The organism is Halolamina rubra, assembly GCF_000739555.1.
GTDB classification, from domain to species: Archaea; Halobacteriota; Halobacteria; order Halobacteriales; family Haloferacaceae; genus Halolamina; species Halolamina rubra.
In genome coordinates this window covers 90,451-117,249 of record NZ_BBJN01000035.1, presented here as the reverse complement: position 1 = coordinate 117,249, position 26,799 = coordinate 90,451, and the positions used below count along the sequence as shown (strand labels likewise).

Here is a 26,799-nt window from a genome sequence, read left to right as displayed (position 1 = left end):
GACGATCCAGGCCCAGATCCTCGAGCTGCTGGACGAGCTGCAGGCGGAGCACGGGCTGAGCATCCTGTTCATCACCCACGACATGGGCGTCATCGCGGAGGTGTGCGACCGCGTCGCCGTCATGTACGCCGGCGAGGTCGTCGAACAGGCGCCGGTCGTGGAGCTGTTCGAGAACCCGCGCCACCCGTACACGCGGGGGCTGCTCCGCTCGATCCCGAGCACCCAGCGCGGCGCCGACCGGCTCGAGACGATCGAGGGGGAGGTGCCGACGCCGAACGCGCCCGCGACGGACTGCCGGTTCGCGCCGCGCTGCCCCGAGGCGTTCGACGCCTGCCGGGAGGTCCACCCCGAGCCGGTGCCAGTCGCGACCGAGCGCGCGGAAGCCGACCACACCGCCGCCTGCCTGCTCTACCCCGAGGACGAGACGCGGGAGCAGGCGGTCGATCGCCACGCGGAGGGGGGCGTCCCGCCCGAGCCGGGCGCCGACGCCACCGGGGGTGATTCGCGATGAGCCGGCAGGGCGCCGAGCGCGGGGCGACCGGGCTCGACGGGCTGGACTGCGACCCAGGCGAGGCGCTGCTCTCGGTGCGCGACCTCCGGACGTACTACGGGTCGGGCGACCTCATCGGCGGCGACCCCGTGAAGGCCGTCGACGGCGTCAGCTTCGACGTGAAGAAGGGCGAGACGCTGGGGGTCGTCGGCGAGTCCGGCTGCGGGAAGACGACGCTGGGCCGGACGCTGGTCCGGCTCGAGGCCGCCACGGGCGGCGAGGTCCGCGTCGGCGACGACGACGTGACCGAGCTCTCCGGCGACGATCTCAAAGCGTGGCGGCGGAACGCCCAGGTCGTGTTCCAGGACCCCGAGTCGAGCCTGAACGACCGGATGACCGTCGGCGAGATCGTCCGCGAGCCCCTGGACGTGCACGACTGGGGGACGCCCGCCGAGCGCCGGGAGCGCGTGCGCAGCCTGCTGAAGAAAGTCGGCCTCCGGGAGGAGCACTACTACCGCTACCCCCACCAGTTCTCCGGCGGCCAGCGCCAGCGCGTTGGGATCGCCCGCGCGCTCGCTCTGGAGCCGGAGTTCGTCGTCCTCGACGAGCCGGTGTCGGCGCTCGACGTGAGCGTGCAGGCCCAGATCCTCAACCTGCTGATGGATCTCCAGGAGGAGCTGGGGCTCACCTACCTGTTCATCGCCCACGACCTGAGCGTCGTCGAGCACATCTGCGACCGCGTCGCGGTGATGTACCTCGGCAACGTGATGGAGCTCGGGCCGACCGAGGAGCTGTTCGAGGACCCCGCGAACCCCTACACGCGGGCGCTGCTGTCGGCCGTGCCCGAGCCGGACCCGACCGCGGAGATCGACCGGATGACGCTCCGCGGGACGCCGCCGAGTCCGCGTGACCCGCCCCAGGGCTGTCCGTTCTCGACGCGCTGTCCGGTGAAGATCCGGCCCGACGGGTTCGAGCGCGTCGACGACGAGACGTGGGAGGCGATCGAGGTGTTCCGCGAGACGCTGCGGGCACGGAGCCGCGCGGAGCGCTCGCTCTCGGAGCGGGCCCGCGAGTTCCTCGGCTGGGAGACGCGCTTCGCCACCGTCGACGAGGTGGTCGCGGAGCTGTTCGCCGACCGCGACCTGCCGGGATCGGTCCGGGAGCCGGTCGACCGTGCGAGCGAGCTCGCCCGCGACGGCGACGAGGCAGCCGCGCTCGACCACCTCCGTAGGGAGCTGGGCAGCGTCTGTGACCACGAGCATCCGGCGGCCCACGGCGTCGGCGCCGCGGGACGCGAGAGCCGCTGTCACCGCCACGACGACGAGCACGAGGAGCCCGCGGCGGTCGGCCCCTCGGTCGGCGACGCGGAGTGATGGCCGACGGCTGGCGTCCCCCCGGCGAGCGCGACGGCGGCGCCCGCTACCGGCTGCGGCAGGCCGTCGACGCGCTGGTGTACGGGCTCGTGTTCACGCTGGTCGTGGTCGTCGTGAGCGGCGTGATCTCCTTCGGCCTCGGCGTGGGCTGGTTCGGGGTGGAGCTGGTGCTCTTTTTCCTCGGGATGTCGCTGCTGGCCTACGCCGCCTTCCAGCTCCGCCCGGCGAAGCGCTGGGACGTGGAGTTCGACGACGACGGCTACCGGATCGTCCGCCCGAACGAGGGCGGCCGCGTCGTCGGGAGCCGGGAGGAGTCGCGGTTCCAGGCGGCCGTCCAGCGCGTGCCGCCGCTGCCGCGGCTGGGGCTCGCCCCCGAGGCCCGGCTCTCCCCGGCGGCGAAGCTGTTCGTGGCGGCGACGATGCTGCTGGCGGCGTCGTTGCTGCTCGAGATCCTCGTGTTCTGGTGAGGGAGAGGCTTTTTCCCTGCGGTTCCCCCGACTCCGGGCATGGATCGCGACGACGCCGTCGAGAACGCCGACCACGAGACGCGCAGGGAGGGGAGCGCGGCCGCCGTCGAGGACGCGCGCCGGATCGCCGACGAGCGACGCGAGGCCGGCTGGGAGGCCGTCGTCGTCCCGGCCGTCGACACGGCGCCGGTGCCCGCGGACGCCGAGCGAGGCTACTCGGGGTTCGTCCACGTCGTCCCCGAGAGCGTCGCCGACGACGTCGCGGCGGCGTGTGACCGCGCCGCCTTCCCGCAGTACGATGCCTACCGCCGGGAGATGGGCGGGAACTTCTTCTTCGTCGTCGAGCTGCTCGACCCGGAGACCGAGACCGCGCTGCTGATCGCCGGCACCTACCGGTCGACGGACGCGGTGGCGCTGTACCGTCAGGCGAGCCGGGAGGGCGTCGTCCGGACCCACCTCAAACGGCTGAACGGGGAGCGCCTCGGCTCGGTGGAACACGAGTCGATCGAGAAGCTGTTCCCCGAGGGGATCGAGACGCTGGCCGGCAGAAGCTAGTCGCCGCTCGCGGCGCCCTCGGCCGTCTCGGCCTCCGCGGCCGCGGGCTCGGAGTCGGGGCTGTTGGCGGTGTACACTCGCTTGCGGGCGTCCTTCAGGCAGATCTCCTCGGTCACCAGCCCCGCCGACTCGAGTCGGCCGAGCGCGTCGCGCACCGTTCGGCCCGCGAGCTGTGTCTCCTCGGTGACCTCGCTCTGGGTCATTCGGTCGTGCTCCTGGAGCACGAGGTGGACCAGCTTCGCGCTCGGCGGGAGGTCGGCCATCTCCGCCTCCGTGGCCACGTCGCTCACTGTTCCCCCTCGCTGTCGGCGGTCGTCGGGCGTCCGGTCGCGGCGGGGGTCTCGATCCGTCCTAGAGGGATGTTTTCGCGCACGGACACCCGTATGCGCGCGCGAGACTTAAGCCGTTCTTGACCCCGAGGTAACCCGGTGACACGGGTGTTACCGGGTATCCCGCGACTCGGCGCTCACTCGATCGTCCCCTCGGCGAGCTCCCCCAGCGGCCTGGTACGAGTGAACGTCGGCGTCGAGACGCGGACGGGCGTCTCCTCGTCGACGCCCGCGAAGCGCAGGTGGATCGAGAAGCCGCCGTCGTCGCCGACCGGCGCGGCCTCGTACTGCCGGCCGGCCGACGCCCACGCGTACTCGCCGGCGTACGCCGGGTCGATCCGGCCGTCGAGGCGCCACTCCGACAGCGCGGCCGCGTCGCCGTCGCCGAACTTCGTCCCGGCCATCGGGTACTCCCGCTCGGACCACTCGACGAACCCCTCGTCGATGACGTACACGTCCTCGAAGCCGGCCTTCTGGAGCCCGGCGGCCCGCACCGAGGAGAGGTGGTGGGGACAGCCGCAGTAGGCGACCACGGGCTCGTCGGTCGGCCAGCCCTCGATGCCGCCGCCGGTCGAGCCCTGCTGGGCGGGCGAGAGCACGCTCCCGTACAGGTGCGAGCGGGTGTACTGGTCCAGCCCGCGGGCGTCGACGAACCGCGCCGACGAGCGGCGGAACCACGCCTCGGCGTCGTCGATCGGGAGCAGGCGGACGGTCTCGTCGTTGACCGAGAGCGTCTCCAGCGCGTCGGGGTCGACGTCCGGCGCCGCCGGCGGGTCGGGGAACTCGGGCGGGTAGCCGTCCGCCGGGTCGGTGTCGTCGGGGTAGTCGCCGTTCGCGACGAACGTCTCCTCCAGCGTGCCGGGGTGTTCGAACGGCGCCTCACCGCTCTCGTCGCCGCCGGAGCCACAGCCCGCCAGCGCGGCCGTCGACGCCGCCCCGAGCGCGGCGAGGTACTCGCGTCGGTTCACACACCGTCTTCGGCGTCGACCCCCATACAGGCTTCGTCCGCGGCGCTACGCGCCGTCGGCCCCGACCGCCCGGACCGGCGCGCCGTCGCCGCCGAGCGCGATCGGCTGGGCGCGCAGCTCGAAGCGTTCCGGGACCGCCTCCAAATTCGTCAGGTTCTCGAAGACGAGCAGCCCCGCGCCCAGCAGCGCGTGGTGGGCGCCGAAGGGGTCGCGATCGCCGAGATCCATCTCGCCCGCTGCCGGCGGCGTCGGGTCGGGGCTGAACGCGTCGATCCCGACGGCGAGCTCGCGCTCGGCGCAGCGCTCGGCCGCGGCGACCGAGAGGTACGGGTGGTCCCGGTAGCGATCCTGGCCCCAGTACCGGTCCCAGCCGGTTCGGAAGACGGCACAGTCGGCGGGGCCGGTGGCCGTCCCGTCGGCGCCCTCGGGCGCCGGCACGCGCCCGGCGGGGATCGGCTCGCGGGCGTCGAGGTCGGTGCAGTCGACGACGACGGCGTCGCGGACGAACGCCGAGACGGGGTACGCCGCGAGCGTCGCCCCTTCGGCCTCGGTGTGTGAGGGGGCGTCGACGTGGGTGCCGGCGTGGCTCCCGCAGGCGAGCCGGCTGACCCGGCAGCCGTCCGCCGCGAACGTGTCGGCGGCGTCGACGCCGACCTCGGGGTCGCCGGGGTACACCGGCATCCCGGACTCGATCGGGTGGGTGAGGTCGTGGAGGCTCATCGCGCGTCGTAGGCGATCTCCCCGTCGACGATCGTCAGCTCGACGCCGATCTCGTCGAAGGCGTCGGCGTTCTCGTAGGGGTCGGCGTCGAGCACGACCGCGTCGCCGAAGCGCCCGGGTTCGAGGGTCCCTTTCTCGTCCTCCTGGAACTCCGCGTACGCCGCGCCGCGGGTGTACGCCGCCAGCGCCTCGTCGACGCCGACTCGCTGGCTCTCGTGGGGCGACTCGACGGCGAACTGCATCCCGTACAGCGGCCCGGGCGGCATCTTGTCGCTGCCGAACGCCAGCGGCACGCCGGCGTCGAGCACGTCGCGGTAGCGGTTGTTCTCGGGGCGCACGTCGGCGCCGAGGCGGTTCTCGTACAGCCCGTCCTCGCCGTTCCACTGGAGGAAGTTCGGCTGCATCGACGCGACGATGCCCGCGTCGGCCATGCGCTCGATCGCCTCGTCGGTCGCGAGTTCGGCGTGCTCGACGCGCAGGCGCGGGTCGAACTCGTCGTCGTACTCCGAGAGTGCTCGCTCGTACTCGTCGATCACGATGTCGATCGCCTCGCCGCCGATGGCGTGGGTCGCGATCTGCTGGTTCGTGCGCGCGGCGTGGGCGAACCACTCCCGGAGCTGCTCGCGGTCGTTGACCATCTCGCCGAAGCCGCCGCCGGCGAACTCGCGGTGGGTTTTGGCGGTCTCGGAGCCGATCGAGCCGTCGGAGAACGTTTTGAGCCCGCCCAGCCGCAGCCAGTCGTCGCCGAACCCCGAGGCGAACTCAAGATCCGAGAGCGATTCTGCCTGCCACTGGGGGACGTAGAACGTCGTCCGGAGGTCGAGGTCGTCGTCGCGCCAGTGGGCGAACAGCGCCTCCTGCTGCACGTAGCCGTGGTCGCGGACGCGCGTCAGCCCCGCTACGGTCTGGATCGACGTGACGCCCAGCTCGTGGTAGCGGTCGATCGCGGCGTCCAGTGCCTCGCTTGCCTTCGGCACGTCGGGGTAGGAGGCCGCACGCACGCGGCCCGTCGCGTCCTCGACGACCCGGCCCGTCGGCTCCCCGTGCTCCTCCCGTACGTCGTGCTCGACGCCCGAGAAGTCGACGGCGTCGAGCCCTCGGCTGTTGAGCGTCGCCGAGTGGCCGTCGACGCGCACGGCGACGACGGGGTGGTCCTCGGAGACGGAGTCGAGTTCGGCCTTCGTGAGGTAGTCGCGCTCGCCCGCGGGCCAGCTGCTCTCGTCGTAGCTGAACCCGAGCACCCACTCGCCGGCGGGCGTCGACGCCGCGTTGTCGGCGAGCAGGGCGAGCGCTTCCTCGCGGTCGTCGGCCGCCGAGAGGTCGGTCTCGAGAAGGCCGATGCCGACGGAGAACACGTGGGTGTGGGCGTCGTTGAACCCCGGCAGGACCGTGCGGCCGTCGAGGTCGATCACCTCGGCGTCGGTCGATTCGGCTTCGACCGTCCCGGCGTCGCCGACGGCGGCGACGCGGCCCTCGCGGAACAGCACCGCCTCGGCGGTCGTTCGGTCGTCGTCGAGCGCGTGGACCGTCCCCCCGCGGAGCAGCAGTTCGGACATACGGGTTCGGCAGGCTGGCGCGGGGTTAAGCGTTCCCACGGCGGCGTTCGCTCAGGCGCCGGCGCTCGGATCGTCCTGCTCGGGCCGGATCTCGCGGCTGATCTCCTTCCACTTGCCGCTGTTGAACCGCCAGTAGTTCACCGCGGCCGGCACGGTCGTCTCCGCGAGGAAGGCGAGGTACACCCCCCAGATCCCCAGCGGCGTCACCGAGCCGAGGTAGATCAGCGGGATCGAGGCGCCGAACATCCCCAGGAGCTGACTCAGGAACGGGACGCGGGTGTCGCCGCTGGCGTCGAGCGGGCCGATCGAGGAGCCGGAGATCCCGCGGAACAGCATCGCCACACAGGCCGCGTAGATCAGGCTGACCGCGATCGGCTCGGTCGCCGGCGGGGAGTCGGGGTTGATGAACAGGCTCACCATCGGCCGCGCGAACACGGCCGCGATCAGCGCCGAGACGGCGTACGTCGCGACCGAGAACCGGATGATGTCGCGGCCGTACACCTCCGCGAGCGCCTCCTTCCCCTGGCCGAGCGCCTGCCCGGTGAGGCTGGAGGAGGCGAGGCCGAACCCCCAGCCGGGCGTGTTCATGATCCCCCAGATGCGCCGGGCGACGACGAACGCCGCGAGCGTGCCGTCGCGGTACGTCCCCAGGATGCCGAGCATCGGGAACTCCGCGGCCGTCCAGACGAGGTTCCGGGCGCCGACGGGTGTGCCGATCCGGACGAGATCCTTCAGCGTGTCGCCGTCGACGTACGTACCGACGGGGTCGATCTCGACCGGGAACTGGCCGAAGCCGGGCGCGCTGCCCCGCGAGAGCCCGACTGCGAACGCGCCGACCGCGAACACGTTCGAGAGCACCGTCCCCAGCGCCGCGCCGGCGACGCCCCAGCCGAGGAGGATGATGAACACCGCGTTCAGCGCGATGTTGACGACGGCCCCCCCGGCCCGGACCTGCATCGCGGTGTAGGCGTCGTCGCGCCGACGAGCACGCGGCTGCCGACCAGGTTCAGTCCGGCGAAGGGGATCCCCAGCCCCACGATCCGGAGGTAGCGCGCGCCGTAGTCGATCTGGGTCGGGTCGCTGTTGATCAGGCTTACCAACTGGTGGGGGAACAGCCAGAACACGACGACGACGGGCAGCGAGACCACGACGACGAGCACGGTGCTGGAGCGCACCGCGAGCCCGAGTGATTCGTACGCCTCGGCGCCGTAGCGCTGGGAGACCAGCGCGATCGTCCCGCCGGCGACGCCGCCGCCGATCGCGAACGCCAGCCCCCAGAACGGCCCGGCGACGCCGACGCCCGCGATCGCGTCGGCGCCGAGTACGGCCCCCACCATCGCCACGTCGGCGGCGTTTTTCGACATGCGGGCGACGCCGGTGACGATGCGGGGCCAGGCGAGATCCGCGGTCTCGACCGCGCGCTCGCGGTCGATCAGGCCGGCGCGGGCGAGCGCCAGCCCGATGTAGAGGATCGGGAGCCGGAGAACGGCGGCAGTACGGGACACCGTCCCGGCGTTCTAGCCCGACCGCGAAAGGGTTTACCCATCCTGCCGGCCTCGCCGGATCCCCCGTCGTCGCGGGCGTCGGCCCTCACTCGTCGACGGGCGTCGACACGAGCTGGAGGACGACGGTCCCGACCACCAGCAGCCCGCCGGTCGCCGCCAGCGCGATCCCGGGCGAGAGCGCGTCCGAGAGCAGGCCGCTGCCGAGCTGGAACGGGATCACGCTCAGCCCGCTGACCATCGACATCGCGCTGAGCGTCGTCGCCCGGCCGACGGCGTCGATGCGGTCGTTGACGTACTGGCTCGCGAACACCCGGGTCGCCTCCGACAGCCCGCGGATCAGCACGAACGCGAGGAACGCCGACACCGGCAGCACCCACTGGCCGACGAGCAGCAGGCCCACGGCGAGTGGGACGGCGACGAACCACCAGCGCAGCCCCACCGTCCGCCGGATCCACTCCGCGCGGTAGGTGAAGCCGGCGGCCGCAAGGGAGATGGCGGCGTAGTACCACCCTAGCAGCGTCTCCACGTCGCCCAGCGGGTAGCCCGCCGCGACGGTCTCGATCCGCGGCTGGAGGAAGATGAAGGCGAGGTACGTCGCCGCCGAGAACAGCACGTAGTACAGCACGAGGAACGCCCGGAGCCGCGGGTCCGAAAACGCCGCACGCACCGCCTCGAGGCTGGCCGACAGCGTCGTCCGGTCGCTCGGGTCGCCGGCGTCGGCGCGGTCGTCGTCCGCGGTGAGGAGGATCGCCGCGCCGACGCCCGTCACCGCGGCGGCGGCGAAGAACGGGTAGGCGAGTTCGACCGACGCGAGGTAGCCGCCGGCGACGGCGGCGACGACGCCCGCGGTGAGCGCGAACGACTCGCCGCGGCCGCGCAGGTCCGAGAACGACCGACCGTCGCCGACCAGCGAGTCGTACAGCCACGCGTCCTCGGTGCCCGAGCGGAACGTGTAGCCGAGCGACCAGCAGACGTACAGCGCGAGGAAGGCGGGGAACGGCCGGGCCAGCCGCCCGGCCAGCCCGAGCCCCAGCAGCGTGAACGTGATCACGAGCGTGCCGAGCACGAGCCCGTTGCGCCGGCCGAGTCGGTCGCCGAGGTAGCCCGTGGGGATCTCGCCGACGACCGTCGTCACGTTGTAGGCGGCTTCGAGCACCGTGATCTGGAAGAAGGAGAGCCCGGCGCCCGCGAAGTAGAGGTACATGATCGGCCGGTAGAGCTCCACGGCTTTCGTCGCCTTGTAGGCGTAGTAGCGCGCGACGGCGGTCGAGGCCATCGTCCGATCCGCCCCCGCCAGCGAGGAAAGCGTTCCGGGTCCCGCGGGCCACAAGAGCTACCCTCTGTCGAGCCCGATACGACCGTATGAGCAACAGCGACGAGTCGACGCCCGACGAGCCGGCCGCGGAGGAGGCTGGCCCGGGCGCCGGCGCCGACTCGACGGCGAGCGACGACGCCCCGACGCCAGGTGCGGGCGAGGTGTACTGCCGGGACTGCGGCGCGGTGATCAGCGAGAAGGCGGAGATCTGCCCGGAGTGTGGCGTGCGCCAGCGGTCGCCCGAGAGCTCGCTGGACGGGCTGGTCGAGGTGCTCACGAACGGCGAGAACCCGTTCGTCGCCGCGGTGTACTCCGCGATCCTCCCCGGACTGGGCCAGTTCTACAACCGCGAGCCCACCAAGGGCGCCGTGATCATCGTCGCCAGCTTCGTCGCGGTGCTCTCGATGCTGGCGCTGGTCGGGTTCGTGCTCTACCCCGCGATCTGGCTGTACGCCGTGTACGACGCCTACGTCGTCGCCGACGGCCGCGAGCCGCCGCTGGGGAGCTAATCGAACAGCACTGCCACCACGAGGAAGAGGCTGTGGTGGATCACGACCGCCCAGAGGAGGGCCGTCGCGATCGGGCCCGGGGGGCGTTGCACGCCGCCGCCGCTCAGGATCACCGCCACCGCGGGGGCGACGAAGAACGCCACCACGAGGTAGGCGCGGGCGTACCGCTCCGGGAGCCGGTCGAACACGTCGTGGTCGGTCGCCGACACAGTTCCGGCGTCGCCGCCGCGGGACATAACCCCTCCGGAGCCCTGCCGCGTGCCGAAGGCTGAAGCCACCCCGTACCCTCGATCGACCGTGTACAACGTCGCGATCGTCGGCTGCGGGGTCATCGGCCACCGCCTCGCCGACGCGTTCAGCGCACACGAGGCGACGACGGTCTGGGGCGCCTGCGACCTCGTCGACTCGAAAGTCGAATCGTTCGCCGACGAGTACGGCTGTGCTGCCTACACCGACTACGAGCGAATGGTCGCGGAGGACGCCGTCGACGTCGTCTACGTCGGCGTGCCGCCGACGGTTCACCACGAGGTCGTCGCGACCGCCCTCGACGCCGAGAAGGCGGTCATCTGCGAGAAGCCGATCGCCGAGGACGCCGCCGTCGGCGCCGAACTCGTCGCGCTCGAGGAGCGCACCGAGCAGCCGACGGCGATCAACCTGCCGTTCCGCTACACGCCCGGCGTGCGGGAGCTGATCGACCGGATCGACGCCGGCGAGATCGGCGAGCCCCGGCGGATCGAGCTCACGTTCCGCTTCCCCCAGTGGCCCCGCGAGTGGCAGGACGTGGACTGGCTCGCCGGCCGCGAGCAGGGCGGGCCGCTGCGCGAAGTGGGGACGCACTACCTGTTCGGCGTGCAGGAGGCGTTCGACACGGTCGACTGGGTGAGCGCGGAGATCGACTACACCGCGCCCGACCGCTACGAGGAGTCGATCACGGGCTACTTCGGCGTCGACGGGATCCCGGGGACGATCGACCTGCTGACCGACTGCGGCATCGACGAGCAGAACTCGATGACCGTCGTCGGGACCGAGGGGTCGCTGACGCTGCTCGACTGGTACCGCCTGGCCGAGAGTGCCGAGGGCGAGGAGCAGCGGGTCGTCGTGGACGACCCCGGCGAGACCACGCTACAGTTGGTCGACGAGTTCGTCGCAGAACTACAGGGTGACGGCGGCGATCTGGTGAGCTTCGCGGAGGCGAACCGGGTGCAGGAGGTCGTCGACGCGATCTTCGCCTCCGACGGCGAGCGCGTCGATGTCGCCGGGAACTGACCGCCGTCGCAGGCAGTATCGGCGACGCCTCGCCCGACCCGAACCGTTATTGAGGGACCCACGCACACTGCGGCCATGGTTCAGGGAGGCCCGGCCGTCCAGGTCGGCGTGATCGCCGTCTCGGTGGCGGGGCTCTGGGTCGGCGCGCGGCTGCTCGTCGACGCCGTCGTTCGGCTCGCCCAGCGGTTCGGGCTCTCCGACCTGACGATCGGGCTGACGGTCGTGGCGATGGGGACGTCGACGCCGGAGCTGGCGGTGTCGGTCGACGCCGCGCTCAAGGGGCTGGGCGACATCGCGGTCGCGAACGTCCTCGGCTCGAACGTGTACAACCTCGCGTTCGTCCTCGGCGTGATCTCGCTGCTGAAGGTGATTCCGATCGCGGAGTCGCTCGTCAAGCGCGACGGGCTGGCCCTGCTCGCGAGCACGCTCGTGGTCGGGATCGTCGTCTACGACCTCCGGATCACGCGGCTCGAGGGCGCCATCCTGACCGGATCGTTCGTCGCCTATACGGTGTACCTGCTGCGGGCGAACCAGTCTGCACCGGCGGAGACAGACCAGGAGGGCGAACCGATCACGGCCGGCGGCGTCGTTGGCGCGGTGGCGGAGCGGGCGGCGTTCCGCGGCCGTCACCTCGCCCTCCTCGTGGGTGGGCTGGCGTTGGTGCTCGTGAGCGGCGACTTCATGGTGGTCGCGGCCTCCCAGCTCGCCCGCGACGGGGGGATCTCCGAGTGGGTGATCGGCGGGACGATCGTCGCCGCGGGCACCTCGACCCCGGAGTTCGCGGTGTCGCTGGTCGCACTCCGGCGGGGGAGCCTCGGCGTCTCGGTCGGCAACGTCGTCGGCAGCAGCGTCTACAACGTCACGGCGATCCTGGGGGTGGCGGCGGTGGTTCGGCCCCTCGCGGTCAGCGCCACGGCGTTCGGGACGCTGGCGTGGCTGGCGGCGGTCTCCGTGCTGATGGTCGCCGCGCTCTGGACGGGGCGGGAGCTCTCCCGGTGGGAGGGTGGGCTGTTCGCCGGCTCGGAGGTCGTCCGGTGGGTTCTGGGAATTCTCGGGTAGGCGCCTGCGATCGGCGCGGACGGCTACTCCCGCCGGATCAGCAGCACGCCGATCACGCTGGCGATCGCGGCGATCAGCGCGAAGGCGAGGAACAGTACCGTCTGGTTCGAGTACGTCAGGATCGCGCCGGCCAGCCCCGCGCCGAGGGCGCCGACGCCGAAGTTGCCGAGGTAGGTGTAGCCGTAGGAGAGCCCGCGGGCCTCCTCGGGCGTGTACTCGGCGACGGCGGCCTGGTAGATCGGCTGGACGACGAACATCGCGAAGCCGAGCACCGCGCTCACCGCGAGCAGCGGCGCCGCGCCCATCGACGCCAGCGGGAGGAACACAACCGCCAGCACCGCGAGGCTGCCGAACGCGTAGGCGATCCCCTTCCCGGGCGTGAGGTAGTCGGTCAGCCGGCCGCCGACGTACTGGCCGGCGATGCCGACCGCGAGCAGCCCCGAGTAGACGTAGTTCGCGGGCTCCTGGGGCTCGCCGGCGATGTCGATCGGCTGGAACGTCTCCAGCCCGGCGAGCAGCTCCGGCAGGAACGTTAGGACGCCGCGGTAGTAGAGCCCGTTCATCATCACGACGACGAACACGAACGCGAACGCGCTCTTGACGACCATCGCCGACACGTCGAGGAACTCGCCGATCGTGTCGGGGGTGTCGTCCTCGTCGGTCTCGGACTCGGTGTGGCTCGACTCGTCCACGTCGACGAACAGCACCGCGGCGGCGACGACGAACGCGGGCACCGCGAGCACCGCCGCGACCGTCTCCCAGCCCATGAACGCCAGCATCACCGTCGTCGCCAGCGGGCCGGCGGCGATGCCGATGTTGCCGGCCATCCCGTGGAGCGCGAAGCCCCGGCCCTGCTCGGAGACGCCCTTGCTGATGAGCGCGAGCCCGGCCGGGTGGTAGACGCTGGCCGCGGCGCCCCACAGCACCAGCGCGACCGCGATCGCGACGACCGCGGGGGAGGTCGAGAGCACGGGGAGCCCGTCGAGGCGCCCGCGGCCGCCGAGGGGGCGACCGAGAGCACGAGGAACGAGCCGCCCATCCCCGCCAGACAGAGCGCGATGAGCTTCTTCGAGCCGTAGCGGTCCGCCAGCACTCCGCCCGGCAGCGCGCCGATGCCGAACAGCGCCATCCCCACGGCGACGACGATCCCGAGCTCGGCCGCCGTCGTCGCGAACTCGGCGAGCCAGATGCCGACGAGGATGGGCACCGAGAGTTCGTACGTGTGGACCAGCGCGTGGGCCGTGCCCGCGAGCCCGACGATCCGCCGGTCGTTTCCGTCCATGTGCCCCCTGCCGACGCGGATTGGCTTCAAAGGACGGATTCGCGGCGCCGCCCGGCGCCGGGGAGAACCAACAGTTATATTTAGAAGCTAGAATATTACTGGACATGGCGACACCCGACGACAGGATCCAGACGACCCACATCGGGAGCCTCCCGCGGCCCCCGGAACTGCTCGACCTCCTCCGGACCCGAGAGTCCGGCGGCGAGGTCGACCCCGAGGAGTGGGACCGCGTGAGCGCCGAGGCGACCGACGAGATCGTCGAACGGCAGCTCGCGACGGGCATCGACGAGATCAACAACGGCGAGCAGTCCCGCGTCTCCTTCAACTACTACGTCGGCGACCGGCTCACCAACATCGGCGGCAAGCGCGAGCAGGAGCTGTGGGCCGACCTGCAGGAGTACCCCGCCGTCGCCGAGGACACGTTCGAGACGGACGTGATCGACCTGGCGAAACAGCCCGCGGTCACCGGCGAGATCCGCTACGACGGCCACGAGCAGGCCGAGGCGGAGGTCGAGACGTTCCGCGACGCGCTGGCGGGCACCGGCGTCGACATCGAGGACACGTTCTTCACCACCGCGTCGCCGAGCGTCGTCGCCGCGACCCACGTCGACGAACACTACGACGACCACGAGGCGTACGTGTTCGACGTGGCCGAGGCGATGGCCGAGGAGTACCAGATCTTCGCCGACACCGGGGCGACGATCCAGATCGACGCGCCGGACCTGCTGGCGACCGGCCACACCCACCTGTTCGCCGACCACTCCGTCGAGGAGTTCCGCGACGTGGTCGAGCTCCACGTCGAGGCGCTGAACGAGGCGCTCTCGGGGATCCCGGAGGAGCAGGTCCGCCTCCACACCTGCTGGGGAAGCTACGAGGGCCCCCACCACCTCGACACCGACCTCGTCGACATGCTGCCGACGCTGTACGAGGCCGACATCTCCGGGCTCAGCGTCGAGCAGGCGAACCCGCGCCACCAGCACGAGTACCGCGCGTTCGCCGAGCATCCGCTGCCCGACGGCTGGACGCTCATCCCGGGCGTCGTCGACGTGAAGACGAACATCATCGACCACCCCGAGACGATCGCCGACCGCATCGAGCGCGTCGCGAACGTCGTCCCGGACGACACCGAGATCGTCGCCGCGCCGGACTGCGGCTTCGGCACGCAGGCCGGCCTCGGCATGGTCCACCCCGACATCGCGTGGCCGAAGCTCGAGGCGCTGGTCGAGGGCGCCGAGATCGCCTCCGAGCGCTTGCGGTAGGACCACAACGCTCTTCTTTAGGCTTACCAAAACCCGTGTAGATGCGGCTCACTCGACGGGACGCGCTCGCGGCGCTGTCGGCGGTCGGCGCCGGCGGCGTCGCCGGCTGTTCCGCGCCGGGCGCGGAGCGGGACGGCGAGACGGCGACGCCGAGCGACGGCGACGGTCCGGAACTGGGCGACGACGAGCTGGAGACGCTGGTCGCGCTCGCGACGGTGCTCTACCCCAGCGACGTGGAGAACGTCGCCGAGTTCGTCGAGACGTACGTCCGGCCACGGGTGCGCGACCGCCCCGACCACGGGCGCGGGATGCTGGACGCCGTCGGGACGCTGAACGAGTACGCCGAGAACCTCGAAGGCGCGCGCTACGCCGCGCTCGACGCCGGGACCCGGGAGGAGCTGCTCGCCTACATGGCCGTCGACACGGCCGACCCCGTCCCGGACGGCGACGACGACGAGCGCGTGCGCTACTACCTGGTGAACGACCTGCTGTTCGGCCTGTACGCGTCGCCAACCGGCGCGTCGCTGGCCGGGCTGGAGAACCCGCCGGGGTATCCCGGCGGGACTGCGAGTTACCAGAAGGGTCCCGCGGTGACGGACAACCGCGGGAATCAGCGGGGACCAGAATGAGTCAGATGGACCGAACCCCCTCCGAGAACGCCGACGTCTGCATCGTCGCGCCGGCCCCGCGGGCGCCATCGTCGCCGACCGCCTCGCCGCCGCGGGCCACGAGGTCGTCGTCCTCGAGGCCGGGCCCCGCTTCGACCCCGAGGAGCGCGAGCAGCGCATGGAGACCCACCTCCGCCCCGGCGACGACACGCCGATCTGGGAAATGGGCGGGCCACGGGACGCCTACAGCTCCAGCGGCGGGCGGTTCTACCCGCTCAACGCCGCCCGCGTGAAGGGCGTCGGCGGCTCGACGCTCCACTGGCAGGGGATGGTGATGCGGATGCACGAGCAGGACTTCCGGCTCGACTCCGAGTTGGGCGTCGCCGAGGACTGGCCAATCGAGTACGCGGACCTCCGGCCGTACTACGCCGCCGCCGAGGAGGCGTTCGCGGTCGCCGGCGCCTCGGACAACCCGTTCGCGCCGCCGCGCGAGCAGCCCCACCCGCTGCCAGCGTTCCCGCCCTCCTACAGCGATTCGCTGTTCGCAGAAGCGTGCGAGGAGCTGGGGATCGCCACCCACTCGGTGCCGAACGCGCGCAACTCCGAACCCACCGACGGCGGGAGCGCCTGCGTGGGCTACGGCACCTGTCGACCGGTCTGTCCTTCGGGGGCGAAGTACGACGCGACGCGGCACGTCGACAGCGCGCAGGAAGCGGGCGCCCGCGTGATCGACGAGGTGCCGGTCCAGCGCCTCGAACACGACGCGGCCGGCGAGGCGGTGACCGCCGCGGTGTACGTCACGCCCGAGGGCGAGGAGTACCGCCAGGAAGCCGACGAGTTCGTGCTGGCTGCGGGGGGCGTCGAGACGCCGCGGCTCCTGCTCCTCTCCGAGAGCGAGCAGTACCCCGACGGGCTGGCGAACAGCTCCGGCGCCGTGGGGCGGTACTTCATGGACCACCTGTTCGCCGGCGTCGGCGGCCGGCTCGACGGGCGCACCCGGCAGAAGCACGTCGGGTTCAACACGACCGAGAGCCACCAGTTCTACGACCGCGAGGACGCGAGCCGCGGGGCGATCAAGCTCGAGTGTCTCAACTACGCCGGCCCCGCGCCGGCGGACATCGCGATGGGCTCGGAGCAGTTCGGCGACGACCTGCTGGCGGAGATCCGCGAGGGCTACGGCGACCACGTCGCGATGGGCGCGCTCGTCGAGCAGTTCCCGCGCGCGGAGAACCGCATCACGCTCGACCGCTCGCGCACCGACGACCACGGCAACCCGGTTCCCGATGTGCAGTGGTCGCTCGACGAGCGCACGCGCCGGACGATCGAGCGCGCCAACGAGATCCAGCGTGCGGTGCTCGAAGAGATGGGCGCCGACGTGGAGTGGGTCGTCGGCCCGGACGCGACGGGCCCCGCGTACCACCACATGGGCACGACCCGGATGGGCACGGACCCCGACGCGAGCGTCGTCGACCCCGACCTCCGGACCCACGACCTCCGCAACCTCTCCATCGCCGGGAGCTCCGTGTTCGTCACGGGCGGCGCGATGAACCCCACGCTCACCATCGCCGCGCTGGCGCTGAAAGCGGCCGACGCGGTCGACGCGCGGCTCTGAGAGCCGGTACCGGTCAGCTGGCCGACCGATTTTTGGCCGCCCGAAAAATCGGTAGGGTTTTAGGACTCCCTAAACAATCCGGGCGTAATGAGTGAGCAGGACATCTGCGTGATCGTCCCGACGATCAGGGAGTGGGAGTGTATGGAGGAGTACGTCGCGAACGCCCGCGAGCACGGGTTCGACACCGACCGGCTGTTCGTCGTGCTCGTCACGGAGGAGTTCTGTGACACCGACGGGATGGCGGCGATGCTCGACGACCTCGGCGTCGACGGCGCCGTGTTCGATGGGCCCGCGCGCGAGGCGTGGTTCGCCGAGCAGGGCGTCAGCGAGTACAGCCACCTGATCCCCGAGGCCAGCCACGCCCAGACCTCGTTCGGCCTGCTGTACATGTGGGCGAACGAGCGCTTCGACTACGGCGTGTTCATCGACGACGACACGCTGCCCCACGACGAGGACTTCTTCGGCACCCACATGGAGAACCTCGCCTACGAGGGCGAGATCGAGGCCCGGAGCTCCGACGAGTCGTGGGTGAACGTGCTCGACGACGCCGACGCCGACCTCTACCCGCGTGGTTACCCGTACGCGGCGATGGACGAGGAGGTGGAGCGGGAGACGACGACCGTCGACGACGTCGTCGCTTCGCAGGGTCTTTGGACCAACGTCCCCGACCTCGACGCAGTGCGGATCCTGATGGACGGCGACCTGCAGGGGCAGGCCCAGAGCCGGACCGCTCGCGAGGACTTCGGCGAGGAGTTCGTCGCGGCCGAGGGCCAGTACCTGACGGTCTGCTCGATGAACCTCGCGTTCCGCCGCGAGGTGATCCCGGCGTTCTACCAGCTGCCGATGGACGACAACCGCTGGGACGTGGGGCGCTTCGACGACATCTGGTCGGGGCTGTTCCTCAAGCGCGCCTGCGACGTGCTGGGCAAGCAGGTGTACAACGGCGGCCCGCTGTGTGAGCACAACAAGGCGCCGCGCTCGACGTTCGACGACCTCCAGAACGAGGTCGCCGGGCTCGAGCTCAACGAGCACGTCTGGGAAGTGATCGACGACGCCGCCGCCGGCGCGGGCTCCTACCGCGAGGCGTTCGCGTCGATGGCCGACGCGCTGGCGACCGGCGAGTTCGAGGAGTGGAACAACGGCGAGTTCCTGAACTACTGTGGTGAACACATGAACGACTGGATCGACTGTCTCGACGCGATCGAATCGCCCGCCGCGGAAACCGTGGAGGTGGCCGCCGATGACTGACGAACCGACCTCCAAGCGCCGACGTCGCCTGCTCGCGAGCATCGCGAGCGCCGGCCTCGTCGGCGTCGCCGGCTGTGGCGGTGGCGGCGGCACTGAAACCGAGGGCCCCGGGGGCGACGGCACCGACACGCCGACCGGCGGCAACCAGAGTATCGGCGACCCCGACTTCTCGGAGTTCCGTGGCTCGGGCGCGCTCGCCGAGGGCCGCGACGAGATCGGCGGCACCCGGATCGAGGAGCTGCCGAACCTCGAGGGCGAGCTCACGATCTACCTCGGCGGCGGGGAGGGCGGCCTCTACCGCGACCTCATCAACAAGTTCGAGGAGCTCTACCCCGACTTCTCGGCGACGCCGCGGGCCTCCGGCACCGCCGACGCCGCGAACACCCTCATCAGCGAGGGGTCGGCGACGCCGGCCGACGTGTTCTGGTCGGTCGACGCCGGCTCGCTCGCGGCCGTCGCCGCCGAAGACCTGACGACCGAGCTGCCGGGCGACGTGACCGACCCCGTGCCCGAGGAGTTCCACCCCAACGGCGAGTGGGTCGGCACCGCGGGCCGCGCCCGGGCGATCCCGTACAACACCGAGGCGCTCGACGAGAGCGACGTGCCGGACGACGTGATGGACCTCCCCGGCTCGGGCGTCGCCGCGAACATGGGCTGGGCGCCGACGTACGGCGCGTTCCAGGCGTTCATCACCGCGATGCGGATCACCGAGGGCGAGGACGCCACCCGCCAGTGGCTCCAGGACATGGTCGACGCCGGCGTCACCGAGTACGCCAACGAGTTCTTCGTCTCCAACGCCGTCGCCGACGGCGAACTGCAGGCCGGCTTCGCGAACCACTACTACGCGCTCCCGTGCAGGCCGCGCGGCCGAACGCGCCGATCGACCTCGCCTTCACCAGCGGCGACGCGGGCGCGCTGATCAACGTCGCCGGCGCCGCCGTGCTCTCGGCGAGCCCCCAGCAGGAGCTGGCGCAGAACTTCGTGCGCCACCTGCTCTCGGCCGAGGCACAGGAGTACTTCGCCACCCGCGCGTACGCCTACCCGATGATCCCGGGCGTGCCGCCCGTCGGTGGCCTCCCCCGTATCGACGAGCTCAACCCGCCGGCGTTCGACCTGGCGAAGCTCTCGAACATCGGCCCCACGGTGGACCTCATGCGGGAGGTGGGCGTGCTCTGATGGGCGCCGTCGGCGACGCCGCGGACGGGATCGCCGGGGTCCGCCAGCGACTCCGCCGCTTCCTGGGGCTGGGCGACGACGGCGTCTCGACGCCGCTCGTCCTGCTCTCGGGGGCGATCGCCGCCGCCGTCCTGTCGCCGCTGGTCTGGCTGCTGCTGCGGGCGAGCGAGGTGCCGACCGCCGAGGCGCTCTCGCTGATCGGCTCCTCGGGCGACGTGTTCGCCAACAGCCTCGCGCTCGTCGGCGTCGTCACGACGGCCTCCGTCACGCTGGGCGTGCCGCTGGCGGTGCTGACCGTCCAGACCGACCTGCCGTTCCGCCGGTTCTGGACGGTCGTCATCGCGCTCCCGCTGGTGATCCCCAGCTACGTCGGCGCGTTCGCGTACATCTCGGCGTTCGGCCCCGAGGGGGCACTCGCCGACGCGCTCGCGCCGTGGGGGATCCAGATCCCCGAGGTGTACGGGCTCGGCGGCACCGCGCTGGTGCTGACGCTGTTCGTCTACCCGTACGTGTTCCTCACGACCCGCGCGGCGCTGCTCTCCTTCGACGAGACGCAGCTTGAGGCGGCCCGCACGCTCAACGTCGGCTACCTCTCGGCGTTCCGCCGAGTGATCCTACCGCAGATCCTCCCCGCCGTGACCGCGGGCGGGCTGCTGGTCGCGCTGTACGCCCTTTCGGACTTCGGGACGCCATCGATCATGCAGTACGACGTGTTCACGCGGATGATCTACGTCGAGCTCAACAGCTTCGGCGACGGGCGGAACAACGCGACGCTGCTGTCGCTCCAGCTGCTGACGGTGACCGCCGTCGTCGTCGCGCTCGAGTCACGGATCGGAAGCGGCGAGGACTCCGGCTACGGCGCGGCATCGTCGTCGACGGCGATGATCTCGCTGGGCCGGCTACGCTGGCCGGCGATGCTGCTGCCGGCGCTGGTGTCGACGTTCACGCTGGCGCTCCCGGTCGGCATCCTGGCGATGTGGTTCGTCCGCGCGGAGGCGCTCGAGTACGACGTGGGGGGCCGCGCGTTCGAGTGGGGGTTCGCGCTCAACTCCGTCTACGTCGCCGCGCTCGCGGCGGCGGCGACGCTCGCGCTGGCGATCCCGGTCGCGTACTACTCGGGGCGCTCGCGGGCCCGGTTCGCGTGGCTGACCGAGCGCGCGACGTACCTCGGCTACGCGATGCCGGGGGTCGTGCTCGCGCTCGCGCTCGTGTTCTTCAGCAGCAACCAGCTGGCGGAGTGGTTCGGCCCCGCGGCCGCCCGGGCGGTGTACCAGTCGCTGCCGCTGCTGGTGTTCGCCTACGTCGTCCGCTTCCTCCCGCAGGCCGTCGGCGCGTCGCGCTCGTCGGTGCTGGGCGTCGACCCCTCGCTGCTCGGCGCGGCGCGCGTGCTGGGCGAGCCGCCGCGGCGGGTGTTCCGCCGGGTGACGCTGCCGCTGATCGCGCCGGGCGTGCTCGCGGGCGCCGCGCTCGTCTTCCTCACGACGATGAAGGAGCTCGACACGACGTTGATCCTGCACCCGACAGGGTTTACAACGCTGGTGACGTACATCTGGCGAGTTCAGGAGGGCGGCTACTACGGCCGGGCGGCGCTGCCGGCGCTGGTGCTGGTGGTGGTGTCCGGACTCTCGATGATCCCCCTCCTCGTTCAGGGACGCGACAAATGAGCAAGCAACCGACATCCACGACCGACGGGCCGAGGGCGGAGCGAGCAGCGGATCGCACCGACTCGACGGTCGCCGACGACGCCGACGCGGTGCTCGAGCTGTCGAACGTCGTGAAGGAGTTCGCCGGCGAGACCGCCGTCGACGGCGTCGACCTCACCGTCCGCGAGGGCGAACTGCTCACCCTGTTGGGCCCCTCCGGCTGCGGGAAGACGACGACGCTGCGCACCATCGCCGGCCTCGAGTCGCCGACGACGGGCACCGTGCGCGTCGCCGACGAGATCGTCGCCGGCGACGGCCGGGAGGTCCCCCCGGAGGAGCGCGACGTGGGGATGGTGTTCCAGGAGTTCGCGCTGTTCCCCCACCTCTCCGTCGCGGAGAACGTCGCCTTCGGCCTCGACGACCCCGACAGCGAGGCCGCCGACCGCCGCGTCGCCGACCTGCTCGAGCTGGTCGGCCTCGACGGCTACGGCGACCGGTCGCGACCGACCTCTCGGGCGGCCAGCGCCAGCGCGTCGCGCTCGCGCGCTCGCTCGCCCCGGAGCCGGACGTGCTGCTGCTCGACGAGCCGTTCTCGAACCTCGACGTGGCGCTCAGAGTCGAAATGCGCGAGGAGGTCGCCCGCATCCTCAACGAGGCCGGCGTCACCGCGGTGTCGGTCACCCACGACCAGGAGGAGGCGCTGTCGATCTCCGACCGCGTCGCGGTGATGTCCGAGGGCCGGATTGAGCAGGTCGGCAGCCCGGCGTCACTGTTCGAACACCCCGAGTCCCGCTTCGTCGCCTCCTTCCTCGGCCAGGCGAGCTTCGTCCCCGGGAAGATCACCGACAGCTCCGTGGACACGGTGATCGGCTCCTACGGTCGCGACCTGCTGGAGGGCGTCACCGACGAGTACGTCGGCGCCGAGGTCGACGTGCTGGTGCGCCCGGACGACCTCCGACTCAGCCCCGTCGACGGCGAGGCCGGCCCGATCTCCGCCGAGACCCAGCCCGTCACCACGGCCGACGGCGGCACGGCCGCGTCCTCGGCCGACGGGAAGGTGGTCCAGCGACAGTACACCGGCCCCTCCTTCGTCTACCACGTCCAGCTCGACGACGGTCCCGTCGTTCGCTGTCTGCACAACCACGCCGAGGAGGTCGAGATCGGCGAGCGCGTCAGCGTCCGACTGGTCGCCGACCACACGCTCGCCTGGTACCCCGCCGCGTAGATGTCCGGTCGGACCTCGTTCTCGGGTGCGCTCCCCTCGTCACTCTCGACGGCCGTCGACGCCGCCCGTGATCGACTGGATCGGGGGCGAGTCGCGATCCTCCTCCTGGGGCTGGTCGCCGCGGTCGTCTCCGTCCTCGTCGCGACCCGGGTGTTCCCGTACCACTCGCTCAACCACGACGAGGGCGTCTACCTCCAGCAGGCCGAGATGCTGCTCTCGGGGCGGCTGTTCCTGCGCCCGCCGGTCGACGGGCCGTTCCACCCGTGGTTCTTCGTCGTGAGCGAGCAGGGGCTGTACTCGAAGTACCAGCCCGTGCCGGCCGCCGTGTTCGCGCTCGGCCGGGTGCTCGGCGGCTACCCCCTCGCGCTCGCGGGCATCTCCGCGGGCGTCGTCGCCGGCACGGCCGCGCTCGCTCGCGAGCTGTTCGACTGGCGCGTCGGCGCCGTCGCCGGCGTGCTCGTGCTGGCGTCGCCGCTGTTCCTGATCCACGCCGGGGTGTACCTCCCCTACGCGGCCACGGCGGCGTTCGAGCTCTGCTTCGCCGTCGCCTACCTCCGCGGGGAGCGAACGGGGAGCCGCCGGATGGCCGCGGTCGCCGGCGGCGCGATCGCGACCGCCTTCTTCGCCCGGCCGTACACCGCGGTGCTGTTCGCGACGCCGTTCATCCTCCACGCGCTCGTGACGCTGCTGCGCTCGGGCGCGTGGCGGACGCCGTTCGCGGACGTGACCGCCGAGCAGCGCGCGCTGTTCGGGCGCCGGCTCGCGACGGCCGGGCTCGGGATCGTCGGCGTGCTGGCCGCGCTGGCGTACAACCTCGCCCTCACGGGCGAGCCGCTCGTGTTCCCGTACCAGGCGTTCGCGCCCGAGGACGGGATCGGCTTCGGCCACCGCGAGATCCTGGGCCACGAGGAGAACTACACGCTCGAACTCGGGATCGAGTCGAACCGCCGCGTGCTCACCCAGCTGTTCACCGACTGGGTGGCGATGGGCGTCGTCGGCGTCGCACTCGCCGCCGCGGGCGTCGTCGCGGCCGCCGCCTCTGCGATCCGTGGACGCCTCCGGGACGCGGGCGACCGCGCGTCGACGGCGCTCGTGGGCCGGCGCGCGGTCGTCGCCGGCACGTTCGTCTCGATCGCGGCGGGCAACGTCGCGTTCTGGGGGAACTTCAACATCCTCGGCGCGCTCGGCGTGGAGGACGACGGGCTGATCCACAGCCTCGGCCCGTACTACCACTACGACATGCTCGTGCCGACGGCGGTGTTCGGCGCCGTCGCCGCGGTCTGGGCGGCCGACTGGCTGGGGAGCACCGCGGCGCCCCGACTCCCCGAACGGGCCACGGCCGAGCGTGTCGCCGCGGCCGCGATCGTCGTCGCGGCGGGCGTCGCCGCCCCCGTCGCGGCCGGGGCCGCCGAGCGACCGCTCGAACACAACGCCGAGATCAGCGGGGAGCTCGCGGCCGCCTACGAGCCGTTCGAGGACGAGGGCGGGCTCTCGATGGGCAACGCCGCGATCGGCGGGAACCAGACCGAGGAGAAGACGCTCACTTTCCTCCCGCCGGTGTACGGGCCGTGGCTGAACCACCCGTTCCAGGCGGTCCGGAACGATCCCGACTTCGACGGGCCGTCGCTGTACGCCATCGGTGACTACGACGAGCTCGACGTCGCCGCCGCGAACCCCGACCACGAGCTCCGGCGCTACGTGATCCGCGGCGCGTGGAACCCCGTCGACGGCGAGGACGTGACCGCCGAACTCCGCCCCGTCGAGCGCGTGTCGGGCGAGTCGGTCCGGCTCGACGCCGCCGTCGGCGTCCCCGAGACCGCGGAGTCCGTGTCGATCCGGGCGGGCGGCGACGGCGGGGAGACGTACGCCGCCGGGAACGCTAGCGGGGGGTCGCTCGAACTGACGCTCACCGTCGACGAGGCGACGGCGACGCTCGCGGGCGAGGGGATCCGCGAGCCCGGGACGTTCGACGTGGAGGACCGCGACGAGCTCCACGTCACCGTGTTCGTCTCCACCGGGCCGAGCACCGGGTTCAGCTACCAGCTCGTGTTCCCGGTCGACACGGGTGGCGAGGAAGTGCGCGCGCTCTCGGCGACCCGGGAGCGCTGTCCCGTGCCGGACCGCTGCGTGCCCGCGGGGCTGGGACCGTCGCCGCCCGGCCAGTTCGCGAACACGACCGTCGAAGCGGTTCCGGGGGAGTGACCGCTACTGCTGGTCCGGGTCGGGCCTGACGCGGTCCCGGATCGGCTCCCACCACCAGCGCCACTTCCAGACGAACAGCGCGCCGCCGATCCACAGCGAGGCCCACAGAACTGCGACATCTCCAGTGTAGAGCCCGTAAGCCGGCAGTACGACGAGGAGGGTGACGAAGAGGAGGAGTCGGGTGGGGAGGATTTCGTCGCGGGACACGTCGGGAGTCGGGCCGGACGTGACAAAAAAGCCGAGTTCCCGCCGACGCGCCTCAGAACAGGTTCGTCAGCTGCCGCTTGCGCTCCTGGGCACACACCCGGAGGATCGAGCCGCCGATCTCGGCGCCGCCGGAGAACGGGTCGAGCTTCGTCTCGCCGAGGCGCTCGTCGTAGGCGATCGGCTCCTCGCGAACGTCGTAGCCGCGCATGACGGGGCGGATCAGCAGCTCGGCGGAGAGCCCGGTGTTCTCGGTCCAGGTGATCTCCTCGATAACCTCCTCGCGGTAGGCGCGCATCCCCGTCGTCACGTCGTGGAGATACTCCCCCGAGAGCACGCTCGACAGCCCGGCGAACGCGTAGTTGCCGAACCGGTTCATCGTCGGCATCGTGTCCGCGCCGTGGTACAGCCGGTCGCCGCTGACCACGTCGTACCCCTCGTTGATCAGCTCGAGGAACTCCGGGATGCGCTCCATCGGGTAGGTGCCGTCGCAGTCGGTCGTGATCCGCACGGGGTTGGTCGCCGACAGCAGCGCCTCGCACACCGCGTAGCCGTACCCCTGGGGCTCCTGCTCGATCACGGTCGCGCCGTGGTCGCGGGCGATCTCGGCGGTGCCGTCGGAGGAGCCGTCGACGACGACCACTTCGGCCTGGCCGTCGGTCGCTTCCTCGATGTCCTCGAGGACTGGACCGATCGCCTCTGCCTCGTTGTAACTGCCCATCACGACGCTCACGTCGTCGAGCCCGTAGTCGCTCATGGGTAGCGCGACGGGCCGGACTGGTTTAGGCTTGCCGAAACCATCTGTAGAACCCCCCGGTGCTTACCGGAGCGAACCGGCTTTAAGGCCTCACGGAGCAACGTTCGGGTATGGATCTCGAACTCGACGGCACGAGTGCACTAGTGACGGCATCGAGCAGCGGCCTCGGGAAGGCGTCGGCGACGGCGCTGGCCCGCGAGGGCGCGAACGTGGTCGTCAACGGCCGGGACGAGGAGCGACTCGCCGACGCGGTGGCGGAGATCGACGCCGTCGGCGACGGCGAGGTCGTCGGCGTCCAGGGCGACCTCACCGAGAAAGACGACATCGAGCACCTCGTCGACCGCACCGTCGAGGAGTTCGGCGGCATCGACACGCTGGTCACCAGCGCCGGTGGCCCGCCCAGCGGGGCGTTCATGGACACCGACGACGAGGACTGGTACCAGGCGTTCGACCTGCTGGTGATGAGCGCGGTCCGCACCGTCCGCGCGGCCGCGCCGCACCTGAAGGAGTCCGACCAGGGGACGATGACGTTCGTCACCTCCCGCTCGGTGAAGGAGGCGATCGACTCGCTGGTGCTGTCGAACTCCGTCCGGATGGCCGTGATCGGCCTCGAGAAGACGCTCTCGAAGGAGCTCGCGCCCGAGGTGCGCTCGAACGCGGTGCTGCCGGGCCCCCACGAGACCTCCCGGATCGAGGACCTCGTCGAGCAGGCCGTCGAGCGCGGCGACTACGACGACTACGAGGAGGGGCTCGCCGACTGGGGCGACGGGATCCCGATCGAGCGCATCGGCGACCCGATGGAGCTCGGCGACGCCGTCGCGTTCCTCTCCTCGCCGAAGTCCTCGTACATCAACGGCGTCGCGCTGCCCATCGAGGGCGGCGCCGGCGCGAGCAACCTCTGAACCGGGCGACCGTCGCTCGGTAGTTCCGTTTTCGCCTTTCGGTCGTCGACGACGCGTAGCCAGGGCTCACGAGCCGAGAGTTACTGGGATCCCACGAATAGCCGTCGCTCAGCGTGTCGAGCAGACGGGGTAGGCCAGTCAGTCGACCCCGACGTGCGAAGCACGCGGGGCGAAAGGAACTGCTGACCGTGCCGTCCACCTCCAGTTCCCGGCTATCGCTACAAAACCCCTCCGGTACGCCGACCTCGGGCCGGTACCCCCGGGCGCGGCTCACTCGGTGGGTAGGGACGCCCCACATTCGGGGCACTCCTCGTCGACGACGGTCACCTGGAGGTCACACTCGGGGCAGTAGTCGCGGTAGCACGCGTCGTCGCCCATAGTCAACGGTTCGGGTTCCCACCGGAAATAGCCCGACGCTGGGTGACCTGCCCGCGACCCCCTGTCGGGCAGTCGAGCCCTGCGCGGTCGATCACCACCGCCAACAGCGCACGTTCGTCGTTCCTCGCGAGCGGACGTTCTTTTCCAGAGACGTTTGCTGCAGTACATTTATCTGGCAATCGGTAACATGG

General features: G+C 71.4%; 24 protein-coding genes and 3 pseudogenes. 17 read left to right on the top strand and 10 right to left on the bottom strand.

Annotated features, from left to right (window positions below):
- The 4 genes from ACP95_RS10345 to ACP95_RS10330 form a co-directional block, all read left to right on the top strand.
- Positions 1–511, top strand: a 511-nt coding sequence (locus ACP95_RS10345; protein WP_161782067.1) for an ABC transporter ATP-binding protein, incomplete at its 5' end; no start/stop codon positions are given.
- On the top strand, positions 508–1,863 hold the full coding sequence (locus ACP95_RS10340) for an ABC transporter ATP-binding protein (RefSeq protein ID WP_049981127.1): 1,356 nt from the start codon (positions 508–510) through the stop codon (positions 1,861–1,863). The genes ACP95_RS10345 and ACP95_RS10340, both read left to right, overlap by 4 nt.
- Positions 1,863–2,330 (top strand): DUF7555 family protein, encoded by a 468-nt coding sequence (locus ACP95_RS10335; protein ID WP_049981126.1) that lies wholly within the window; start codon positions 1,863–1,865, stop codon positions 2,328–2,330. Before ACP95_RS10340 ends, ACP95_RS10335 begins: the two co-directional genes overlap by 1 nt.
- 39 nt (positions 2,331–2,369) lie before the next feature.
- Complete coding sequence (locus ACP95_RS10330; protein ID WP_049981125.1) at positions 2,370–2,885, top strand: DUF7529 family protein; 516 nt, start codon at positions 2,370–2,372, stop codon at positions 2,883–2,885.
- Here ACP95_RS10330 and ACP95_RS10325 read toward each other — a convergent pair.
- The 6 genes and pseudogenes from ACP95_RS10325 to ACP95_RS10300 all read right to left on the bottom strand — a co-directional run bounded on the left by ACP95_RS10325 (position 2,882) and on the right by ACP95_RS10300 (position 9,239).
- A complete protein-coding gene (locus tag ACP95_RS10325) occupies positions 2,882–3,175 on the bottom strand; it encodes a helix-turn-helix transcriptional regulator (RefSeq protein WP_049981124.1) in 294 nt (97 codons plus the stop codon). The genes ACP95_RS10330 and ACP95_RS10325 overlap by 4 nt on opposite strands.
- Before the next feature lie 176 nt (positions 3,176–3,351).
- Positions 3,352–4,182: a rhodanese-like domain-containing protein gene (locus ACP95_RS10320; RefSeq protein WP_049981123.1), complete on the bottom strand. Its 831-nt coding sequence runs from the start codon at positions 4,180–4,182 to the stop codon at positions 3,352–3,354.
- A gap of 45 nt (positions 4,183–4,227) precedes the next feature.
- Complete coding sequence (locus tag ACP95_RS10315) at positions 4,228–4,902, bottom strand: cyclase family protein (RefSeq protein WP_049981122.1); 675 nt, start codon at positions 4,900–4,902, stop codon at positions 4,228–4,230.
- Positions 4,899–6,458 (bottom strand): amidohydrolase, encoded by a 1,560-nt coding sequence (locus ACP95_RS10310; RefSeq protein WP_049981121.1) that lies wholly within the window; start codon positions 6,456–6,458, stop codon positions 4,899–4,901. The genes ACP95_RS10315 and ACP95_RS10310 overlap by 4 nt, the downstream gene beginning before the upstream one ends.
- A gap of 51 nt (positions 6,459–6,509) precedes the next feature.
- Positions 6,510–7,963 (bottom strand): annotated as a pseudogene (locus ACP95_RS10305) (MATE family efflux transporter).
- 85 nt (positions 7,964–8,048) lie between these two features.
- The gene (locus tag ACP95_RS10300) at positions 8,049–9,239 is read right to left on the bottom strand and encodes an MFS transporter (protein ID WP_049981120.1); all 1,191 of its coding nucleotides are present in this window, start codon (positions 9,237–9,239) and stop codon (positions 8,049–8,051) included.
- 86 nt (positions 9,240–9,325) lie between these two features.
- Here ACP95_RS10300 and ACP95_RS10295 point away from each other — a divergent pair, with 86 nt between their 5' ends.
- On the top strand, positions 9,326–9,787 hold the full coding sequence (locus tag ACP95_RS10295; protein ID WP_049981119.1) for a DUF5683 domain-containing protein: 462 nt from the start codon (positions 9,326–9,328) through the stop codon (positions 9,785–9,787).
- On the opposite strand, the gene ACP95_RS10290 is transcribed toward ACP95_RS10295, so the two are convergent.
- The gene (locus tag ACP95_RS10290) at positions 9,784–9,996 is read right to left on the bottom strand and encodes a hypothetical protein (RefSeq protein ID WP_154018518.1); all 213 of its coding nucleotides are present in this window, start codon (positions 9,994–9,996) and stop codon (positions 9,784–9,786) included. The genes ACP95_RS10295 and ACP95_RS10290 overlap by 4 nt on opposite strands.
- Before the next feature lie 88 nt (positions 9,997–10,084).
- On the opposite strand from ACP95_RS10290, the gene ACP95_RS10285 reads away from it, so the two are divergent.
- Complete coding sequence (locus ACP95_RS10285; protein WP_082224650.1) at positions 10,085–11,053, top strand: Gfo/Idh/MocA family protein; 969 nt, start codon at positions 10,085–10,087, stop codon at positions 11,051–11,053.
- A gap of 75 nt (positions 11,054–11,128) precedes the next feature.
- Positions 11,129–12,112: a calcium/sodium antiporter gene (locus tag ACP95_RS10280; protein ID WP_049981116.1), complete on the top strand. Its 984-nt coding sequence runs from the start codon at positions 11,129–11,131 to the stop codon at positions 12,110–12,112.
- 23 nt (positions 12,113–12,135) lie between these two features.
- Here the strand turns inward: ACP95_RS10280 and ACP95_RS10275 are convergent, their stop codons facing one another.
- A complete protein-coding gene (locus ACP95_RS10275; RefSeq protein ID WP_394324977.1) occupies positions 12,136–13,083 on the bottom strand; it encodes an MFS transporter in 948 nt (315 codons plus the stop codon).
- 415 nt (positions 13,084–13,498) lie between these two features.
- On the opposite strand from ACP95_RS10275, the gene ACP95_RS10270 reads away from it, so the two are divergent.
- From ACP95_RS10270 to ACP95_RS10235, 9 genes and pseudogenes are all read left to right on the top strand, one after another.
- Positions 13,499–14,653: a cobalamin-independent methionine synthase II family protein gene (locus tag ACP95_RS10270; protein WP_049981115.1), complete on the top strand. Its 1,155-nt coding sequence runs from the start codon at positions 13,499–13,501 to the stop codon at positions 14,651–14,653.
- Positions 14,654–14,694: 41 nt separating this feature from the next.
- Positions 14,695–15,282 carry a gluconate 2-dehydrogenase subunit 3 family protein gene (locus ACP95_RS10265; protein WP_049981114.1) on the top strand — a complete coding sequence of 196 codons (588 nt, stop codon included), beginning with the start codon at positions 14,695–14,697 and terminating at the stop codon, positions 15,280–15,282.
- Positions 15,283–15,287: 5 nt separating this feature from the next.
- Positions 15,288–16,873: pseudogene (locus ACP95_RS10260) on the top strand (GMC family oxidoreductase).
- 87 nt (positions 16,874–16,960) lie between these two features.
- The gene (locus ACP95_RS10255) at positions 16,961–18,121 is read left to right on the top strand and encodes an alpha-1 4-glucan-protein synthase (RefSeq protein WP_049981113.1); all 1,161 of its coding nucleotides are present in this window, start codon (positions 16,961–16,963) and stop codon (positions 18,119–18,121) included.
- The gene (locus tag ACP95_RS10250; RefSeq protein WP_394324976.1) at positions 18,114–19,040 is read left to right on the top strand and encodes an iron ABC transporter substrate-binding protein; all 927 of its coding nucleotides are present in this window, start codon (positions 18,114–18,116) and stop codon (positions 19,038–19,040) included. Before ACP95_RS10255 ends, ACP95_RS10250 begins: the two co-directional genes overlap by 8 nt.
- Entirely contained in the window at positions 18,974–19,297 is a 324-nt protein-coding gene (locus ACP95_RS16635; RefSeq protein WP_394324975.1) for a hypothetical protein, read from the top strand. Before ACP95_RS10250 ends, ACP95_RS16635 begins: the two co-directional genes overlap by 67 nt.
- Positions 19,297–20,961: an ABC transporter permease gene (locus tag ACP95_RS10245; protein ID WP_082224649.1), complete on the top strand. Its 1,665-nt coding sequence runs from the start codon at positions 19,297–19,299 to the stop codon at positions 20,959–20,961. The genes ACP95_RS16635 and ACP95_RS10245 overlap by 1 nt, the downstream gene beginning before the upstream one ends.
- Positions 20,958–22,165, top strand: a pseudogene (locus tag ACP95_RS10240) (ABC transporter ATP-binding protein). Before ACP95_RS10245 ends, ACP95_RS10240 begins: the two are co-directional and overlap by 4 nt.
- Positions 22,166–24,367 carry an ArnT family glycosyltransferase gene (locus tag ACP95_RS10235; RefSeq protein ID WP_049981112.1) on the top strand — a complete coding sequence of 734 codons (2,202 nt, stop codon included), beginning with the start codon at positions 22,166–22,168 and terminating at the stop codon, positions 24,365–24,367. It abuts the pseudogene before it with no gap.
- Positions 24,368–24,370: 3 nt separating this feature from the next.
- Here the strand turns inward: ACP95_RS10235 and ACP95_RS10230 are convergent, their stop codons facing one another.
- Both ACP95_RS10230 and ACP95_RS10225 read right to left on the bottom strand, forming a co-directional pair.
- Complete coding sequence (locus ACP95_RS10230; protein ID WP_049981111.1) at positions 24,371–24,574, bottom strand: hypothetical protein; 204 nt, start codon at positions 24,572–24,574, stop codon at positions 24,371–24,373.
- Between the two features lie 52 nt (positions 24,575–24,626).
- Positions 24,627–25,328: a dolichyl-phosphate hexose transferase gene (locus ACP95_RS10225; protein ID WP_049981110.1), complete on the bottom strand. Its 702-nt coding sequence runs from the start codon at positions 25,326–25,328 to the stop codon at positions 24,627–24,629.
- Between the two features lie 110 nt (positions 25,329–25,438).
- On the opposite strand from ACP95_RS10225, the gene ACP95_RS10220 reads away from it, so the two are divergent.
- Positions 25,439–26,230 carry an SDR family oxidoreductase gene (locus ACP95_RS10220; protein WP_049981109.1) on the top strand — a complete coding sequence of 264 codons (792 nt, stop codon included), beginning with the start codon at positions 25,439–25,441 and terminating at the stop codon, positions 26,228–26,230.
- Positions 26,231–26,799 lie beyond the last annotated feature (569 nt).